This window comes from Acinetobacter sp. 129952 (assembly GCF_056642055.1).
This window is the reverse complement of the sequence record NZ_JBWVSU010000008.1, coordinates 141,210-159,993: the sequence shown is the minus strand read 5'-3', so window position 1 is coordinate 159,993 and position 18,784 is coordinate 141,210. Positions and strand designations below refer to the sequence as shown.

Annotated in this window: 20 protein-coding genes; 6 read left to right on the top strand and 14 right to left on the bottom strand. The window is 41.3% G+C overall.

Annotated features, from left to right (window positions below; all coding sequences use genetic code 11):
* Positions 1-64: 64 nt before the first annotated feature.
* The 12 genes from rplS to ispH all read right to left on the bottom strand — a co-directional run bounded on the left by rplS (position 65) and on the right by ispH (position 11,260).
* Complete coding sequence (gene rplS, locus AC1IR0_RS10830; protein WP_409666810.1) at positions 65-439, bottom strand: 50S ribosomal protein L19; 375 nt, start codon at positions 437-439, stop codon at positions 65-67.
* Positions 440-624: 185 nt separating this feature from the next.
* Positions 625-1,359 carry a tRNA (guanosine(37)-N1)-methyltransferase TrmD gene (gene trmD, locus AC1IR0_RS10825; RefSeq protein ID WP_409654406.1) on the bottom strand — a complete coding sequence of 245 codons (735 nt, stop codon included), beginning with the start codon at positions 1,357-1,359 and terminating at the stop codon, positions 625-627.
* Between the two features lie 28 nt (positions 1,360-1,387).
* Entirely contained in the window at positions 1,388-1,936 is a 549-nt protein-coding gene (gene rimM / locus AC1IR0_RS10820; protein WP_044109067.1) for a ribosome maturation factor RimM, read from the bottom strand.
* 30 nt (positions 1,937-1,966) lie between these two features.
* Positions 1,967-2,224: a 30S ribosomal protein S16 gene (gene rpsP, locus AC1IR0_RS10815; protein WP_085064356.1), complete on the bottom strand. Its 258-nt coding sequence runs from the start codon at positions 2,222-2,224 to the stop codon at positions 1,967-1,969.
* Positions 2,225-2,362: 138 nt separating this feature from the next.
* Positions 2,363-2,830 (bottom strand): type IV pilin protein, encoded by a 468-nt coding sequence (locus AC1IR0_RS10810; RefSeq protein ID WP_224216230.1) that lies wholly within the window; start codon positions 2,828-2,830, stop codon positions 2,363-2,365.
* Entirely contained in the window at positions 2,824-3,339 is a 516-nt protein-coding gene (locus AC1IR0_RS10805; protein ID WP_244782754.1) for a type IV pilin protein, read from the bottom strand. Before AC1IR0_RS10805 ends, AC1IR0_RS10810 begins: the two co-directional genes overlap by 7 nt.
* A 10-nt stretch (positions 3,340-3,349) precedes the next feature.
* Positions 3,350-7,432: a pilus assembly protein gene (locus tag AC1IR0_RS10800; RefSeq protein WP_409665825.1), complete on the bottom strand. Its 4,083-nt coding sequence runs from the start codon at positions 7,430-7,432 to the stop codon at positions 3,350-3,352.
* A 10-nt stretch (positions 7,433-7,442) separates the two neighbouring features.
* Positions 7,443-8,189, bottom strand: a complete 747-nt coding sequence (locus AC1IR0_RS10795; RefSeq protein WP_048881777.1) for a pilus assembly PilX family protein — start codon at positions 8,187-8,189, stop codon at positions 7,443-7,445.
* On the bottom strand, positions 8,186-9,139 hold the full coding sequence (locus AC1IR0_RS10790) for a PilW family protein (protein WP_053215401.1): 954 nt from the start codon (positions 9,137-9,139) through the stop codon (positions 8,186-8,188). The genes AC1IR0_RS10795 and AC1IR0_RS10790 overlap by 4 nt, the downstream gene beginning before the upstream one ends.
* Before the next feature lie 2 nt (positions 9,140-9,141).
* The gene (gene pilV / locus AC1IR0_RS10785; protein WP_048881848.1) at positions 9,142-9,636 is read right to left on the bottom strand and encodes a type IV pilus modification protein PilV; all 495 of its coding nucleotides are present in this window, start codon (positions 9,634-9,636) and stop codon (positions 9,142-9,144) included.
* A complete protein-coding gene (locus tag AC1IR0_RS10780) occupies positions 9,636-10,148 on the bottom strand; it encodes a pilus assembly FimT family protein (RefSeq protein WP_409665820.1) in 513 nt (170 codons plus the stop codon). The genes pilV and AC1IR0_RS10780 overlap by 1 nt, the downstream gene beginning before the upstream one ends.
* A 161-nt stretch (positions 10,149-10,309) precedes the next feature.
* Positions 10,310-11,260: a 4-hydroxy-3-methylbut-2-enyl diphosphate reductase gene (gene ispH / locus AC1IR0_RS10775; protein WP_479741385.1), complete on the bottom strand. Its 951-nt coding sequence runs from the start codon at positions 11,258-11,260 to the stop codon at positions 10,310-10,312.
* Positions 11,261-11,393: 133 nt separating this feature from the next.
* On the opposite strand from ispH, the gene gmk reads away from it, so the two are divergent.
* The 6 genes from gmk to bfr all read left to right on the top strand — a co-directional run bounded on the left by gmk (position 11,394) and on the right by bfr (position 16,275).
* Positions 11,394-12,017 (top strand): guanylate kinase, encoded by a 624-nt coding sequence (gene gmk, locus AC1IR0_RS10770; protein WP_114541860.1) that lies wholly within the window; start codon positions 11,394-11,396, stop codon positions 12,015-12,017.
* A gap of 76 nt (positions 12,018-12,093) precedes the next feature.
* Positions 12,094-12,375, top strand: coding sequence for a DNA-directed RNA polymerase subunit omega (rpoZ, locus tag AC1IR0_RS10765; protein ID WP_004281186.1), 282 nt, complete (start codon positions 12,094-12,096; stop codon positions 12,373-12,375).
* Positions 12,376-12,588: 213 nt separating this feature from the next.
* A complete protein-coding gene (locus AC1IR0_RS10760; RefSeq protein ID WP_409665815.1) occupies positions 12,589-14,694 on the top strand; it encodes a RelA/SpoT family protein in 2,106 nt (701 codons plus the stop codon).
* Positions 14,695-14,769: 75 nt separating this feature from the next.
* The gene (locus tag AC1IR0_RS10755) at positions 14,770-15,150 is read left to right on the top strand and encodes a RidA family protein (RefSeq protein ID WP_005248338.1); all 381 of its coding nucleotides are present in this window, start codon (positions 14,770-14,772) and stop codon (positions 15,148-15,150) included.
* Between the two features lie 229 nt (positions 15,151-15,379).
* Entirely contained in the window at positions 15,380-15,574 is a 195-nt protein-coding gene (locus tag AC1IR0_RS10750) for a bacterioferritin-associated ferredoxin (RefSeq protein ID WP_004644972.1), read from the top strand.
* Positions 15,575-15,810: 236 nt separating this feature from the next.
* Positions 15,811-16,275, top strand: a complete 465-nt coding sequence (gene bfr, locus AC1IR0_RS10745; protein WP_005248339.1) for a heteropolymeric bacterioferritin subunit Bfr — start codon at positions 15,811-15,813, stop codon at positions 16,273-16,275.
* Between the two features lie 51 nt (positions 16,276-16,326).
* Here the strand turns inward: bfr and AC1IR0_RS10740 are convergent, their stop codons facing one another.
* Both AC1IR0_RS10740 and tfpZ read right to left on the bottom strand, forming a co-directional pair.
* On the bottom strand, positions 16,327-17,961 hold the full coding sequence (locus AC1IR0_RS10740) for a PglL family O-oligosaccharyltransferase (protein ID WP_312586375.1): 1,635 nt from the start codon (positions 17,959-17,961) through the stop codon (positions 16,327-16,329).
* A 43-nt stretch (positions 17,962-18,004) separates the two neighbouring features.
* A complete protein-coding gene (tfpZ, locus tag AC1IR0_RS10735) occupies positions 18,005-18,757 on the bottom strand; it encodes a TfpX/TfpZ family type IV pilin accessory protein (RefSeq protein WP_409665812.1) in 753 nt (250 codons plus the stop codon).
* Positions 18,758-18,784 lie beyond the last annotated feature (27 nt).

Sequence of the window (18,784 nt, the reverse complement as noted above, 5' to 3'; positions counted from 1 at the left end):
AAAATAGCCAGACATAAAAAAATGCGCCCAAAGGCGCATTTTTTCACTCGTATAAAGCTTAAAATTAAGCTTTAGTTTTACGAGCTGGTAATTTTTCACGAATACGTGCAGCTTTACCAGACAATTCACGTAGGTAGTAAAGTTTAGCACGACGAACGTCACCACGACGTTTCACTTCGATACCAGCAACGATTGGAGAGTGAGTTTGGAATACACGCTCAACGCCAACACCGCTAGAAATTTTACGTACTGTGAACGCAGAGTTCAAACCACGGTTTTTCTTAGCAATTACAACGCCTTCGAACGCCTGTAAACGCTCACGTTCGCCTTCTTTTACTTTAACTTGAACAATAACTGTATCACCTGGTGCAAAAGCAGGGATGTTTTGTTTCAATTGTGCGTTTTCAATTACTTGAACTAAAGGATGCTTACCGCTCATGGGGTATCTCCAATATGTGCGAGTCAGAAGAGGTCTGATCATCGCTGGGTATAGAGGCTAAAGCGCATACACCCGATTATCTTTCCCTTTATGGTTGACCATCTCAACCATAAAGAGCCTATTAAAGAATACTTAAATGATTTTAAGTACTTGCTTGAAGACAGAAATGATTACTCATCAATATCTTACAAATCTTTCAGCCATTTTTTCTGCTGCTTGGTCAGTTCGACTTTTTCCACCAACTCTGGGCGGCGTTCAAGTGTACGCTGATATCGCTGCAAAAACCGCCATTTTTCAATATTGGCATGATGCCCGGACTTTAACACCTCAGGCACATCCAAACCTTCAAAATGATCTGGCTTGGTATATTGTGGGCAATCTAGCAGACCATCCACAAATGAGTCTTGCACGTGTGATTGTTCATCAGACATGGCACCCGGAAGTCTCCGGATAATACTGTCCAATAAAACCATCGCAGGAAGTTCACCACCTGACAACACGTAATCTCCAATTGACCATTCCTGATCAACATATTGCTGGATCAAACGCTCATCAACGCCTTCATAACGTCCGCACAGTACAATGATTCCGTCATATTTGACAAAATCCTGTACCGCAGTTTCGTTTAAGGTCTGTCCTTGCGGTGACATATACACCACAGGAACCTGAACTGCACCCGCTTGCGTTGCAAGCTCTTTGGCACGATGAATTGCTTTCGCTAATGGCTCAGCCATCATCACCATACCCGGACCACCACCGAATGGACGTTCATCCACCCGTTTATAGTTGCCCGTCGCATAATCGCGAGGATTGATACAATGAATTTGCATCAACTCACGTTTTGCTGCGCGCCCGCTAATCCCATAGGCTGTAATCGCTTCAAACATTTCAGGAAAAAGCGTAATGACTGCAAAAAACATCGCAGACTCCCGTATTTCCGAAAAATTCTTAGTAGTCTACGCCCCAATTGACGTAGATACGACCAGCTTCAAGATCAACGCGTTGCACCACATCTTTATGCCATGGGATCATTCGCTCTTCGCCATCAATGCTGTCGGCAGTTGCGCGAACCACCATCACATCGTTAGCACCTGTTTCAAACAGCTCAAAAATTTGACCGAGATTGACTTCTTGTTCCTGATCGTCCAGACCTAACACAGTTAGACCTTTTAAATCAGACCAATAGTACTCATCTACACCTGCTTGAGGCAGTTGCGATTTAGAGATCCAGACATTGGAGCCAACCAGTTCGTCTGCACCAGTGCGATCACTCACACCTTTCAGCGAAACAACCAGGCCTTTACCATGTGGTTTCCAACGTTTTACATCGACAATTTGCCAACCTGCTTTGGTCTCAATGTACCAAGGCAGATAGTCAAATATGTTGCTCATAGGTTCTGTATTGGAATAGACCCAGAGCCACCCATTTAATCCATATGCTGAACGCAACTGTCCAATCTGAATACGATCTTCGGGAACATTCTGTGTTGGTGTCATGGGCAAGCTACTACCTAATTTATATAAAAATTATGCAGCAACTGCAGCTTTTTTAGCTTGAGCAGCTAAAGAAGCAACACGATCAGAAGGTTGAGCACCTTGAGAAACCCAGTGAGCAAAACGTTCAGCATCTAAACGAAGTTTCTCTGCTTTACCTTGAGCTGTAGGGTTGAAGAAACCGATACGTTCGATGAAACGACCGTCACGTGCATTACGGCTATCAGTCACAATGATTTGATAGAACGGACGTTTTTTAGCACCACCGCGTGCAAGACGAATAACAACCATGATAGAACCTTATAGTTTTTACGGATTATCCTTGTACCGACCATCGATACAGCTCAAACCCCTTTCATAGAGGGCAGTATTTTACTTGAACTTTGCCCTGAATGAAAGATTAAAAGTGGGTTGGCTACAATTTTGAATTTAGCGACCGTCCCAGTTTGAATTTACTGCTAAAGCACTACCACAGGCACTGGCAGTCGCTGTTACTTTTGACCAGTAACGTTGACCAGTATCATCCAAACAACTTACCCCATCATTCTTCTGACTTCCTGTGGGTGAAGGTACAGCACTTAGCACCCAGCTTGTTGCTGCTGTATTAAAACTTAAATTAAGTGTATACAAACCATTTTGAGATAAAGGAGTAGCTGAAGGAAAGCCTAACTTAGTTAAATCAATCGCAGTTGTTGCATTAATCTTATAGTTAAAATTAGTTGACTTGTATTGTTGCAATCTACTTGCTATGTCAATTAACTCGGCCTGTACCTCTGTACGCTTTGTCTTTCTTACATGCTCCTGATAAGAAGGAAGAGCTACTGCTGCAAGAATAGCAATAACCGCTACCACTAACATCAGTTCAATAAGAGTAAATCCTAACCGGTTTCTTACCATGTGCTCACCCCTCCTGTGCCACACCCTGTATAAGATACATTTGCTCTAGTCTGATTTTTACACTGGATTCCTGTACTCGTCATAAGAAAGGTAAAATTATTCGGATCTTGGCTTTCTGCTTTAATAGCCCATCTTTGTCCGAGCGCATTAGTATTGGTTAAAAGTTTGGCACTCTCCGTTCCATCTCGAATTGAAATAATATATTTGACAGCAGTTCCAGTACTATTTAAAGGTAGGTTTAGCTGCGCGTTAGTTGTGCTATAACCAATTAAATTTCCACTATTATCTTTATACAAATAGCTAGGATCAAAACCTAAATAGCTGAAATTTTTACCTTTATGACGCTCCAACTGCTCTGCTAGCTTTTGTATTTCCTGCTGGGCCTGACCAGCGATTGCCTTTCGGGTATGAGTCTGATAACTCGGGATTGCAATGGTGGCAAGAATAGCCACAATTGCAACCACCACCATTAATTCAATTAATGTAAATCCTTGTTGCGGCATACGCATAGTCCAATGATTATTCTGCATATTTTTCATACCAACGATTTGGAATAAAACGTAAGGAACCGCCTGTTTCCAGGAACTTTCCATTTGCTCCACATGCCGCACCTTTACATGGACTACAGTTAGGTCCTGAGCAAACATCATTTGGATCAGGTACCACCAGACTCCGTTTATTTGGATCATTATCTGTACTGCCCACATTTGGACTTACAATGCCTGATCCTAAATTATAAGTGTAATTCGCATCCTGCTTACATACACCTGTTGGCAAACATAAACGCTGTGTAAAACTATGCCCTTTTACCCCAGCACCACAACTTGAAGTAGTACCATTATTAGATGCGTCATATTGAGTAACATATAGACTACCCTCTAAAGCAATTGGAGTAGTTAGACCTTTAATAATGTTTGCTGCAGCTTCACTACCATCAAACTTTTTATTAAACACATAATACCAGCCTCCCCACCCACTAGTTTTATTTACTGTAGTTGAAGACGTAGCGTTATTGACATATCTCAGCTGGGTAGGGGCTGGACTGGTAGCGGAGCTACTAGCCAATGTTCTTGCTTCCATATTTGAAGTTGGATAACGTCCTTCAGCAGTACTTGGATAAGCATCATAATCATAGATCGCATAGGCAGCATCGTATTGTAAACCTAGAGGATCTTTCTTCTGTGCCGAATCTACTGTACCTACCAATGGCGAACTCTGATTACCAGACACAAAGGTAGCGACTACAATATTTCCGCCATAAATAGCATTACTACCTGCGCTATAGTGAGCCGTGAAGGCTGGCATCGTATAAAAACGCGGACTAGTACCATTATTTTGATGCAGATTTAAAATCCTGTTAGCTTGTGCAGTAAATGTCGTCGCACCATCATTCTTGAAATCCACCCTAAACGCTTGTCCCGCAAGATCACCAAAATATAAATGGTCAATCACTCCATCATTATTACGGTCTACAGTACGAATCTGACTTACAACACTATATTTTAAGTGATCATTAGTACTAGAGTCTGCATTCCATAATAGATCCCCGGTATCAGCATCAAACATATACACGCCTGCACCAATTTCTTTATTGGTTGAAGTGGCATTTTCCTGTTTGTAATTGTAGATTTCATATCCAGCATAACCCGTACGGATACCATTGACCTTCAAACCATCTCCATCAACTCCACCCGCATCGTACCCTCCTCCGACAATCATGACGAGTTTACGTTTGCCTTGCCAGTTAATATAGCCAAGGCTTGGTTTAGACCAGCTCTGGCCCATTTTACTTAATGCACTAAAAGACTTACCGGCAGGATTTTTTTGCGAATATACTTTGCCTGCGCTTGGATCAATATGGAATTTAATTTTTGGACTATTAATATCGGTCAGATCTAGGGCGTAATAGCTACGTCCACCCATTCGCATTCCGCCATATACCCATTGCTTACCACTTAGATTTTCTGTATTCCCATCCAAATCAGTACGAGAAGAACCTTTTACCGTTAATGTTCCATCACTTTTACTGACATACTCAGTATGTGCTGTCCATTCACCATCCATACCGTAATACAGAGCATCTTTCCCCCCTGCCAGATTTCCACCTTCATTTTTAAATGTCTCTGACTGGTTTTCTATAATTTCTTTAGGCACAAAAGAAAACTTTTCTATACCAGATTCTGTATTTACTACGTGCACCAAACCTTGAGTAGTACCAAACAGGACATAGTCTTCACGATTTTCACTTTCGATACTAACTTTACCTGTATTAGGGTCTTTCACGGCCACCGCTTTACCTTGCTGCGTAATCAGGATAGGTCGGGAATGTAGAACACTTCCCATTTGTCTTACGGTAGCTGTATAGGTAGAAAGATCCAGATCATTTGTAGAAATATCACTCGGAATATTAAAACCAAGCAGGCTCATCAATGCTCTTGAATAATTACCATCTGTTTTAGTCTTTGCATTGGTTGTATAAGTATGATCAATTTTGACTAGATCTAAATTACGAGAAACTTGCTCAGCTACAGGTTTAGTTCCATCATAACTATAGTCAGTTAAAAGAGTTCTCGCAGTTACTGTATTACCCGTTGTATTAGTACCAAGACCTAAAGGAAGCTGACTTAAAGCTCCACCTTTTTTAAATATTGGTGCATTTTCTGGATAACTAATCCCAGCTTTGGCCCAGATATCAGCTAAATCTTGCAACTTACTTTTTTTCACCACCACAGTTAAATCGCTAGGCGTTTTACTTGCATAAACTCCATTATTTACTACATGGAACTTTTTCAAATTACCAAACCAGATCTGTTGTCGGTCTACCGGATTCACTTTTGGCTCGAACTGAGGGAAGTAAGAATAAGGTTGTACAATTGCAGGATTCAAATCATCCAATGGAATCGTTGATGATCCGGTACTCATAGATGGAATATCTTTATTCAATTCTTCAACAAACTTATTAATACTGTCTGAAATATCTTTAGAGTTAGAACCAGCTTTCCAGCCACCGCCACCCAGTATTCCCCAATCTTTAGCATCTTGCACATCAGGATTGCTATCCCCACTAAAATCGCTACCAAACCCTACGACAGCAGTTTTAATTTTCAAACCGACAGGATTTTTTGCAGGGTCCAGTAAAGCTTGTGCATATTTACCGACACATGCCCATCCATTTCTGGAGTCCATGTAACCGCTACGATTTCCCAAAGGACTTACAGAGCAATCAAATTGAGTTCCTTTATTCCCCAAGGACGTTGACATTAAAGTATGGGCTGTGCCGCTTTTACCATCCCAGCCCATCGCTGTACCGCCAGGCTGCGGTTCACCATCAGTCAAGAAATAAATCCCCTGACCGCTGCATTCTCTTTTTTCTGGATTATTAACTTGGCCGCTAATGGATTGAGGTGCCGAATAAGTACGTGTTTTACTCGTATCTTTTGCATCTCCTACTGATAGGTTAAAACCACTGTAAGTACTGTTACTTGTAGCCTGCCCCATCAAATATGCTGCAGCTTCTGAATAGGCATAAGGTGTAGGGGTACCACCACTTGCCTTAAGATCTTTGATCGTTTCTAACAGCAGATCACGCTGGGTCACCTCTTTAGTGACATAACGGACTTTTTCTACAGGACGAGTTTTAATGACTGTTTCATAAACCGGTACCTCACGTGTACCTTCCTTATTTTTCTCATAGAAAATTACGCAGTCATTGTTGTTACCAGCTGTACAGGTAGTAGTAGGAATACTATCACTAAATCCTGAAGGACGCGTTTCGGTACGTGTCCCCCATGAACAGGTATTATTAGTCCAGGTACAGGTTTGATAATAAGTTCTTTTGACATTAGATCCTCCCCAACAGAAACCAAAAATACAAGTTTGATTCTCTAGCCGTGTTTCCGAATATTTTGTCCACCGTGGCAAGTCATAATAATATTTTTCTTGCGTCGTCCCCGTTTGAACTCTTTCCTCATATTCTTCTTGATCAATATAAGTTTCTGCTATCTGGTAAGAACGGATTACTTCACTCAAAGGACGTGCAGGTACACGAATATAACCATTATCTCCGGCAAAAGTAGAGAGGCCTAACACGATTTTATCGCTTACCCGAGGCACTGTGGGAGTACCCTCTAGAATTTCTCTTAATCCATCTTTTAACCGGGTCAAACGGTCATAGCATCGGTAACTACCATTAGTCTGTTTTTCACAACCCGTTTTTGAATCCTTGACTTTAGAATTAGCTGCACTAGCAGAAACTGGACAATAATAACGTGAATAAAGAGGGGTTGTTGTTGTATCTTCTACTACACTACTTCTTGATCCTACACATACACCATAATCATCCTGAATACTCATGGACGTATTACTGTATCCTGCCCCATACCCCATACTGCCTGACAAGTCGAGCATCAGCATTAAAGTCGTACTACCCACACTATCTTCAGGCACTTTATAAATTTCGATGTCGCTTGCATAACTCATAGGGAGCGCAGCACATAATAAAGCAGTTAATACTGTAGAGATTCCCGCTACTTTAAATTTAGAGACAATCGTTTTTCGGAAAAATGGTGTCATATTCACTTGTTTTTTTATATATTTCATCATTAACATTCCTTTACGATGTTCCTTTTACAGGTCTTAGGGTGTATTGCATTTCCTGATCGCTATAAGGCACATTATGATCCTTTAAACACTCTGCTACCGTCTTATTGGCGGCCAAAGAATCATAAAAACTTGTGTAATTGGATAAGCAGTTTTGGATATCTGTTGCAGAGCTTTCACTTAAATTTGGAATAATAGAAATAACGTTGACTGCCACTTTCTGGATCTGTTGAGTTTTTGATAGCTGGGCATCATCTCCTTCCAATAAATGTTCCCAATCCAGACCAGAACTATCCGCTCGAATGCCCACTCGCGTCATTACTGCTGAACGGCCACTAATGAAGTCTGATTTACGAGAAATTTTGCAAAAGCCGATATTTCCCAGTTGAGAATTTTTAATTTGACTACCTTCCCAATAGACAGCACTTGCATTCCGGCTCCCCTCCAGAGTATTCGCATCCCCCCCACGAATACAGAATACAAGTTCTTTATCCTTATTTTCCGGTCTTAATACATAAGCCAGCATTCCATCCCCAATCCTCATATTGGTTAGCGCAAAATCATCAGAAGTCTGATTTTCCAAGCTAAAAAATATGGCATCAGAGGCTTGCTGAAGCAGGGCCTGTGCCTGCGTATTCGTAGCAATATTTAAGGAGGTTAAGCTTCCTCTGATTGCCCAGGTTCCCACTAAAGTTAATAGGATGAGCATAACCAGAACTACAATTAAAGTAGCTCCTCGCTGTATAGATAAAGCTTTCATTGAGGATTCTCCTGAATACCAAATCCATTTCTCAGTGCTACTGTTTGGGTAACTACTTGCCTCATATACAAATTATTTTTATTGTCAGCAATTAAAGGCTTATTAATATCAAAAATTTGATAGTTTTTATTTGGGTCAACAGCACTATTATTCCCCACACTATCTGGTGAACGCACCAGCATCCCTAATTGAAGAGATACAATCTGAGGTTTAGTTGCCAAAGCTAAATAATTAGGAATACTAATGTAGCCAAAACGATCCAGTACCCCATCCTGGCCTGCAACTGCTGGTGATTTGGTAGCATCAACAGTGTCACTGGCGACACCTAATAAAATGTGTAAATGGTCGACTCGAGGAATAATGACCTCACCGTTCCCATTTAAGTTATCAAGTTTAAGATCATTATCACCAGAATAGCTGGTAGCTTTACAGGCTAATGCTAAAGCAGCATTTGGATCATTATTTACCTTGCTATCTGCTCTTAAAAAATAACGTTCGACTACATATACATTTCTAGCAATTTCAGTACCTTCACAGTCATATTTATTATTAATAGTATTGCGATACTGGATCACCAGTTGATCGCTTTTTAATCCCTGTAAATTTGAAGGTCCGATATTTCCTGCTGTCATGAGGTTATTACTCGCATCAGCTCCAGTGATCTTAAACGTTGAATTGGTACTAAGATTAGCCCTATCTAAGACAATCCCCCCATGTAGTATCGAGGGATCCATAATCGGTTTACCTGAGTTTAAATTCGCTAGACGTATATTGCGCAACATATATTCCAGGCCAAAACTGGCACTATTCTGCAAATTAGCTGCGCCTTGTTGTATAGCCATATTTTTTTGAGCGGTAATATAAAGTTGTATAGCTGCGGCTGTAATAAGTAATCCCAGCACAAGGGAAATCATGAGTTCGATAAGTGTAAAGCCAGATTGTGGTTTCATCCTTAATACGCCTCCATTACCAGGCATTGTGCGCCAGCTTTATATACTCCATTAGCCATACATGTAGAAATATCATCTTTTGTAATGGCTGTTTTTCCCCATGCAATATAAATACAGGTGCGACTGCTTCCTTCACACTGCTTCATCACAATCGTCTGCCCCAAACTTTCTGCCTTGCTTAAAATCTGTGTCGCATCATATTTGGCTATTTTTTGGCCATCACATGCAGGTACATAGGTAGAGCTACTTCCTAAACAGCCTGTTTCTGACTGTTTGGTGTTGATAGCAGTTACATAATGATTTAAAGCTAAACGATTAATGCGCATACGATCGGTCAAATCGCGAGCTACTGTCATTGCCATGGTACGGTCAGTTGCTTCCGTCATCGCCTGAAGTGCACGGAGCTGCAATACCGAGAAACCGACTACTCCTACAGCTAAAATAAAAAGTGCTACCAATACTTCCATTAGTCCAACGCCATATTGTGATTTGATCATCAACATGCCCCTGCTTTATTTTCAATTTTTTCAATCACGCCTGTTCTAGAAATACTGATTTCCTTTGAGGTAGCCAATTTCGTACTGCATACTGTAAAAACGAGTGGAACTACTTGATCAATTTTCTTAGGATTAGTAGTGTTATTTTCAGGTAAAAGTGGATTAAAGCTAGGATTATCAATTTGCTTGTTTCTTTTAGTGACTAAGCCTATGGGCTGGAATACCACATCTGTTGTATCACTGGTAAGCCTTATATCACTATCTTTAGAGGTCCAATAAAAAGTAGTTGCATCATTAGTGCCACTGGTAAATTTTATAGTTACCTGTTTACGCAGTGCAGCAGATTGAGCACGAGCTTGACCGAATAAATATGCAAGCTCTTTAGCAGTATTATTTAACTGTTGTTTTTTTATAGCATTTCCAAAAGAAGGAGCTGCCATCATTGCAATAATCGCCAACACTGCAATCGTGATCATTAACTCAATTAAAGTAAATCCTTGGCTTTTATACATACTCCCCCCATGGGTCTCATATTTACCCATTTAAACTATTACTTATTAAAATTACAAAAACCACACAGAACAGATAAAAGGCATAAAAAAACAGATAACTGTCATTTCACGGTTATCTGTCTATTTTTAAATAAAAAACATAATGTTAAGCAGTTAACAGTCTAGGCTTGGATTACAGGAATACGTAACTCTTTCGGTAGGCTGAATGTAATATTCTCTTCTCGCCCATCCAGCTCATGTGGTGCTTGGGCACCCCAGTCCTGTAATCGCTGAATGACCTGCTTAATTAAAATTTCCGGTGCAGATGCGCCTGCTGTTACCCCAATCTGGGCATTTCCTGCAAACCATTCCTGTTTTAGCTCATCAGCATTATCAACTAGGTAAGCTGCTTTCCCCATACGTTCCGCCAGCTCACGTAGGCGGTTTGAATTTGAAGAGTTTGGAGAACCTACCACAAGTACGACATCACAACGTTCAGCCAGATCACGCACTGCATCCTGACGGTTCTGCGTGGCATAGCAAATATCATCTTTACGTGGACCTTGAATCAGCGGAAATTTCTGGCGAAGAGCATCAATCACTTTCGCTGTATCGTCAATTGATAAAGTGGTTTGCGTGACAAAAGCGACTTTATCAGGATTGCGTACCGTTAAAGCAGCGACATCTTCTTCATCTTCAACCAGATAAATCTCACCGCCATTTTTTTTCTCATATTGCCCCATGGTACCTTCGACTTCAGGGTGACCTTCATGACCAATTAAGATGGCCTCTACACCTTCACGGGCATATTTGGTCACCTCAATATGTACCTTAGTCACCAATGGACAAGTCGCATCAAAGACCTTTAAACCACGACGTTCAGCTTCTTGTTGTACCGCCTTGGAAACACCATGTGCGCTAAAAATCACGATATTATCGTCAGGAACTTCGTCGAGTTCATCGACAAAAATTGCACCACGCTGATGTAGATCATCGACGACAAATTTGTTATGCACCACTTCATGTCGCACATAAATCGGTGGGTTAAAGCATTCTAGGGCACGGTTCACGATCGCAATGGCACGATCTACACCAGCACAAAAACCACGCGGATTGGCTAAAACAATTTCCATAGAATCCTCAATACTCACACCATTTTTAGCGGTTCAATTGAAATAAATGTAAACAATCGACTGACAACTATTTAGTTTAAAGCCGCTCTACTCTAAAATAGAGAAGATATTTTATCATATCAGGAAAAATATCATGTCGGGTCTCTTGTTTGTCGTTTCTGCTGCGTCTGGAACAGGCAAAACATCCCTCGTTAAAGCATTACTTGAACGTGTCAACAATCTTCATGTTTCTGTTTCTCATACGACACGCGGTCAACGACCTGGCGAACTCGATGGTGTGCATTACCACTTCTCTACCAAAGAAGATTTTCTCAATCTGGTCAATGAAGGTGGCTTTATTGAATATGCTGAAGTCTTTGGTAACTATTATGGTACTGCGCAAGCGACTGTAAAAGAACAACTGGCTAAAGGTCATGATGTCCTGCTCGAGATTGACTGGCAGGGTGCACAGCAGGTCCGTCGCTTATTTCCTGAATCAAAACAAATCTTTATTCTGCCACCAAGCCAGTTTGACCTGCGTGAACGCCTGTCTAACCGCGGCACCGACACGGTGGATGTGATCGAACATCGTCTCAGCTGCGCGGTAGAAGATATGCAACAATATAGCAACTTTGACTATATTATTATCAATGATGACTTTAATAAGGCGCTGCATGACCTGGAAGCGGTCATTATCGCTAACCGCTTGACCTTGTCGCAACAGGCCAACCGTCATGAAAAACTGATTCAGCAGCTCATCACACCAACTGAACAGTGATTAAACCTTGAGTCTATAGACAAAGCCTTTTATACTGTGCAGTCTGTTAAAATTTATTATTCAAACGAGAATTCTTATGGCACGCGTCACCGTTGAAGATTGTTTAGACCATGTAGACAACCGCTTTGAGCTTGTACTAGTGGCAAGCAAGCGCGCGCGTCAATTGGCACGTCAAGGTATTGAACCAACTGTAGAATGGGACAATGACAAACCGACTGTTGTTGCTTTACGTGAAATCGCTTCAGGTCATGTCTCAAAAGATATTTTGAAACAACGTGATCAAGACTATCAAACATCAAGTCTAGACCTTGCACTTTCTGCAAATAATCTAAACTTAGACGGTTTTTCTTTCCAATAAGAGATCGTCACTGAAAAAGCCTAGTTCTAAACTAGGCTTTTTTTGTTATGTGACTTTTATATTTATGCCAGAACGGTTATAACATAAGGGTTAGCTATCAAGTTTGTATTGGTTTTCTGCTTTGTAGCACGAAAATCTATCAAGCCAGGAAATTCACATTTCTAGAATGCTTTCAGGTTTTATTTGTAAAAAATTCAGTTAAAAAGGTGTTTTATGCCAGGCCCACAGGTCACTCAAGCCAAGCAGCAGTTAGAGATCATTATCGATGCGTACTTAAGTAAAAGCGATGTCGAACGTGTGCTTGCGGCCTGTGATTATGCAGACATGGCGCATGATGGTATTGTGCGTAAAAGTGGTGAACCTTATATTCTGCATCCGATTGCGGTCAGCTGTATTTTGGCGCATATGCGTTTGGACACTGAAACATTAATGGCGGCCCTGCTGCACGATGTGATTGAAGATACCGAATTTAACAAAGATGATATTAGCAAGATTTTTGGTTTTACTGTGGCCGAGCTGGTCGATGGTGTCACCAAACTGAGTCATTCCAGCGATAAAGAATATAATAAAGCCGCTTCATTTCGGAAAATTCTGCAAGCGACTCTACAAGATCCACGTGTCATTATTGTGAAACTGGCCGACCGCTATCACAACATGACCACTTTGGATGCACTGCGTCCGGACAAACGTGCGCGTATTGCCCGCGAAACCTTTGAAATTTTTGTGCCAATGGCACGTATTGTCGGCATGAATGAAATGGCCGACAATCTGGAACATCTCTGCTATCAGAATCTTGATCTGGATATGTACAATAACGTTCAGACCGCACTACAGGAAACCAAGCCGAAACGCTGTGAATATCAGGCCAAATGGGAAAAGAACTTGACTGAACTGCTGCAACAGCATGCCATTCAAGGCCGGATCAAAAAGAAAAACAACAATATTGAGCTACTGCGCCACTTCGTCAAAAATGATATCGACCTGCAAGAGCTGACGCATAGCCATGCTTTTGAGATTATTTTACAGAGCATCGCGGACTGTGACCGACTGGCAGAAATTCTGACCCAAAGCTTTAAAATCCAGAGTTATGAAGATCATATCCGCCGTCCATTACCGGGAGGCAACCAGTCCTTGATGATGCGCTTGAAAGGCGAAGAGACGACCCTGTCGCTTACCATTCAAACCGAACTGATGCGTAAAGCAGCACGTTTTGGCGTCGTACTCGGTGAAAGTGCCCCGCAGGCCTGCCGCTCTGCGATTCAGGCCTCGATGCAGAATCTGAATGTCCTGGTCGATGGTGAATGTGCCAAAACCACTTTTAGTGAATTACTGGACTATCTGCACCAAGAAAAAATCTGGGTCTATACCCCGCACGGCCATTTACATGAATTGCCACAAGGCGCCACGGCGGTTGACTTTGCTTATGCCGCGAGTTTATTCCTAGGCAATCATGCGGTGGGTGCAAAAATTAATAATGAAACCAAGCCCCTTTCAACACCTCTAGTCAGTGGTCAGGTGGTAGAAATTATTACTGATGTCCTCGCCACCCCGAATCCGGATTGGCTCAGTTTTATTAATACCCAGAAAGCTCGTCGTGCTATTCAGAATATTCTGCGCGATCAGGATCCAGACGAACAGCGTCTGGTCGGACAACAGGCACTCAATCGCGCACTGAAACTGTTTCATCGTTCTATTCGCGATCTGACTGAAGCCGACTGGAAAAACCTCTTGGAGTGGCGCCATGTTTCCAGCAAGGAACAGCTGTTTGAACAAATTGCTGTCGGTGATTTATTACCGCAACTGGTGGCCAACCATTTATTTGCCCAAGATCAGCATCAGAATATTGCCAGTTCAGACCGTCTGATTCAGGGAACAGAAGGTGTCGATGTCAAATATGCACATTGCTGCAATCCTGTGCTGGGTGATCCGATTCAGGGTCATTTGACCCGTCGCGGTCTGATTGTGCATCGTGCGCGCTGTCATAACCTGCTGCATGAACAGCATCAGCATCCAGAAAATATCATGTTATTGCAGTGGACCTCTGATGATCTGGAAGATATCAGCTTTACTGCCTATCTCAGCATTGACTTGGACATGAATGACGAGCAGATTTCCGACTTGATTTACCAATGCCGTAAAGCGCATTCCGGGGTGGAAATGGTGCGTACTCAGGATGACAAAACCTATGTCAATATCGTGGTGCATAACCGTAAACAGATTGCACAGATTATCCGGGATTTACGCATGTATTTCGGTTTCCCGCGAATTATCCGTCTGGCTCAGCCGGTCGTTTTCAGTGAAGCCTCTAAAGCGAGTTAATCATTTAAAACGATAGTGCTTTGATCGGCCGAATTGATCGAATATGATGTATGTCGATGATAAAAGGAGAAATTAATGTCCCGCCAAGTAATCCATACTGAAAATGCCCCTGCTGCGATTGGCACTTATTCGCAAGCCATTTTAGTGGGTGATACCTTATATCTATCAGGTCAAATTGGCCTGGATCCTTATAGTATGGAACTGGTTGAAGGCATTGAAGCTCAAATTCGCCGGGTGTTTGATAACTTAAAAGCAGTCTGTGAAGCCGCTGGTGGCTCTTTGGCAGATATTGCCAAACTAAATATTTTCCTGACCGACTTATCTCACTTTCAACTGGTCAATCAAATTATGGGTGAGTATTTTGCCCAGCCCTATCCAGCACGTGCCGCTTTAGGTGTCGCCAGCCTGCCTAAAGATGCTTTGGTTGAAATGGATGGTATTGTCATTATTAATTAATAATTTATAATTTATAAAAATTACTCAATCCCCACCCTGCATATCTCATTCTAAATTACGATTCACTTTTGTGTGGAAATCCGAGCTGTACTTGGATTTCCGCTCAGGTGGTGATTTTTTATCTAAATCATCAATCATGATAAAAGCTATTTCAAATGATTTTTATTGACAAACGATAACAATTATCAATAATATTACTTATCTTATTTAATCACTGTGGTTGTGTCCTATGTACGTTTGTCTATGCCGTGGCATTACAGATCAAGACATTAAAGATGCTATTGCAAATGGCGCTGAAAGTTATCGTGATGTCCGCGATATGTTGGACTTGGGAACTTGCTGTGGCCGTTGTGCACCAGAAGCCCGTATGATCATCAGTGATGAAGTTTCACAAATTGCAGCACGCCTGGCTGTTGCAGCATAAATTCAAAATATTTCTCCTTATAAGCATAATGAAAAACAATGATCTTTGATCATTACTCCTCCCCCGCCTTTGACTCTGGCGGGTTTTTATTGCCACTCATCCGAGTCTGGATCGATTCGATGTCGATTTTCATTTGCTGTTCCATAAATTACTCGCCATTTGCCCCTGACTTGCTTTACTATCAGGATTAGAGCGCTTTCTTAGAAAGATAAAACAGGTCCAAATGGAGTCATGCGATGAAAGGCAATCGTGATGTGATTAATCAGCTCAATCAGGTGTTGTATCACCACTTAACTGCCATTAACCAGTATTTCCTGCATTCGCGCATGTTTAATGACTGGGGCATTGAGAAACTGGGCTCGGCAGAATATAAAGAATCCATTGTTCAGATGAAACATGCCGATAAAATTATTGAACGTATTTTATTTTTGGAAGGTCTGCCAAATTTACAGAATCTGGGCAAACTGTATATCGGTCAGCATACTCAAGAAGTACTGCATTGTGATGTGCGTAAAGTTAAAGAAAATATTGAAGTCATCCAGAAAGCAGTCGCGCTGGCTGAAACCCAAATGGATTATGTAACACGTGATCTGGTTCAGGAAATTCTAGAGAAAGAAGAAAATTATCTGGACTGGACCACCACGCAAATCGATCTGATTGAAAGTGTGGGTATCGAAAACTATATTCAAAGTCAGCTCTAAGATTCAATTCACAATAAAAGAAGCCAGCATCTGCTGGCTTTTTTGTACTTATTAGCGTGGCATATCTCGCGTCACTTCGGCATAGTCCAGTTCAGTTTTCTGAATCGTATTTAAACGCTGAAGTTGATGCTGTGCTTCATCTACATAGCCGTTATAAGCCAATAAACGAATATATTTTAAAAAGTTGTATTTGGTTGGATAGCTTACCACCAGCTTTTCATATTGATGAATTTCATCTTCGCTCATCTTGCGATAAGGATTGACCCGAATCCAAGCTATCCGGTGATTAAACTCAGTCAGCAAATAAATTGGTTTTTCATTAGTGATTTTTTCCGGCTGCTTTTCATAACGAATACTTTGTCCAAGTTTTGGTACTACAACGTCATAATCCCGATAAATCAGCAGTAAGATTACTAAACCAATTCCCCAAGTCAGTTGCAAAGCAAATGCCGGTAAAGTAATGGTCTTGATCTTTGGATTTTGTGCCAACACTGTTCCTAAAATAAAACCGACTGGTAATAGGAAATAGGCATAGTGCTGTGGAAACTCAAACATGGCATGCGTAACAAATGCCCCGATCATCAAGATCCCGATGACAGACTCTGGAGTATTGACCCAGCGTTGTAACTGATACCCCAAATAACCGAAATAGGCCAAGAAAGGCAGACCAATGAGTAGTCCGTTCCAGAGTAAAAAATCCAGAATAAAATTATGTGCACTGCGAATCCAGACCGGACCTTGCACCGTATCGCTAATCGAGACAAAAGCCACACTGGTCTGATACCAGCCATAGCCAAACCATGGTTGTGCCTGAATTGCAGCCAGCATCTGCTCCCAGATCGCGAGACGTGACATATCGCCGGTGGCACGCGACACCACATCCCGACTTTGTACGACATCTGCATCCATCGTCTGGGCAGCGAGCTGACTGAGTAATGGAAACGCTACGATACAGGCAATAAAGAAGATCAACCAAGTGATGCTGTAATACCATTTCAGGCGAATAATGCCTTTATATTGGTAGAACGCTAAATACAGCATGATGGCGGTTGCAGCGACCCAAGCGGTACGTGACTGACTTAAAGCAACCCCGATTACAATCACTACAGCACATACAAATAGCCACTTGGTCTGGATTTTTTTCTTTTCATAGAGGTAAAGGCAGCTCATCAATGCCATGACGAGAAAAGTTGCCATATTATTTGGCTGAGCGAAATTAGCATAGGGCCGCTGATTACCGCTGATATTCACCATACCTGGCAAAGTCGCGTCCAAATTAGACCACTGACACAGTGCAATAAGGCCTGTAATCGTTCCTGAAGCTAAAAATACATAACTCAAGTTGGTAAAGGTTTTTTCCCGATTATAATTTCCTGTTGAAAGGTGATAACCCAACATACTTGCCAGCCAAAAGCTAAAGACAAAAATACAGCCCATCATGGCGATACTAAAAAAGAACACCTGCCCTGCCAAAAACTGGATCAACGGCACACCAGCGAGGAGCAATAGCGGCAGATTAAGTGTTGGAATTCTTACCTTTTCTTTTAAGCAGATTGCAGCGAGCGTAAATAATGCAAAGAAGGTATATAGCTCCCCCGTATAAGTCACCCACGGACGATAATGCACGGGCATGAGCCATGCAAGGGAGATCAGGATTGCTGCGATGAGGGCAAGCGTGAATTTCATGGAAATATCAGGCGGTGGACGTTGGGCATATGATAAAACAGAATTAGTTCCATGGCCGTAAATTTACTATTTCAAAATCGTTTTCTGTATTCCCTACTAAAACCACCATATCTACTTCTTTTGCTTTTAATGGTAACCAATGGTGGTGTGTTGAATAGCGTTCTATGATGGCATCTACGCGAGCTTGATCATTATATTGATATAAATCTTGTAGTAGATAAGATGATTTTACAATCGCTGGGAATACCTGTTTAATTTCCACATAATTTTCAGGCTTTTGGGCTAATGATATACCTGAAAACACCTCATTCATGATTTGTGCTTCTTTCACATTAGAATCGTTTGAAAGTGTTGCCGCTACAAATTTAGGTTTTGACCAATAATGACTACTTAAAAATTTATGTGGTGTATTTTCACTCGTATAGATGATTTCATTTTTCTGAATCAATTCAAACTTATTGCCATTAAATGCAATCCATACAGGTTTGGCTAAAGCTAAACTACTTATACCAAAAGCTAAGGCAATTACCTGAATAGAACCAATCACTACTAAGTCCATTTTCAAGGTTTTTTTATTCTTTTTATACACAATAAAAGTCAATAATGGCCCTAATATCACATCAATGAGTATTATCAAGAATAAAATTTTACTTGCTTGAACAGCCTGTAAAATCGGTCCCGGATACCAGATAAAATAAATAAAACTTATTATTAGACTTAAAATCAAGAAAGATAATGCAAAATGAACTGCAAATGCCTTGAACTTTTCTTTTACTATTTGCTTTATATCTTTCATATAATTCCCCTATATAGAAAGACTTAG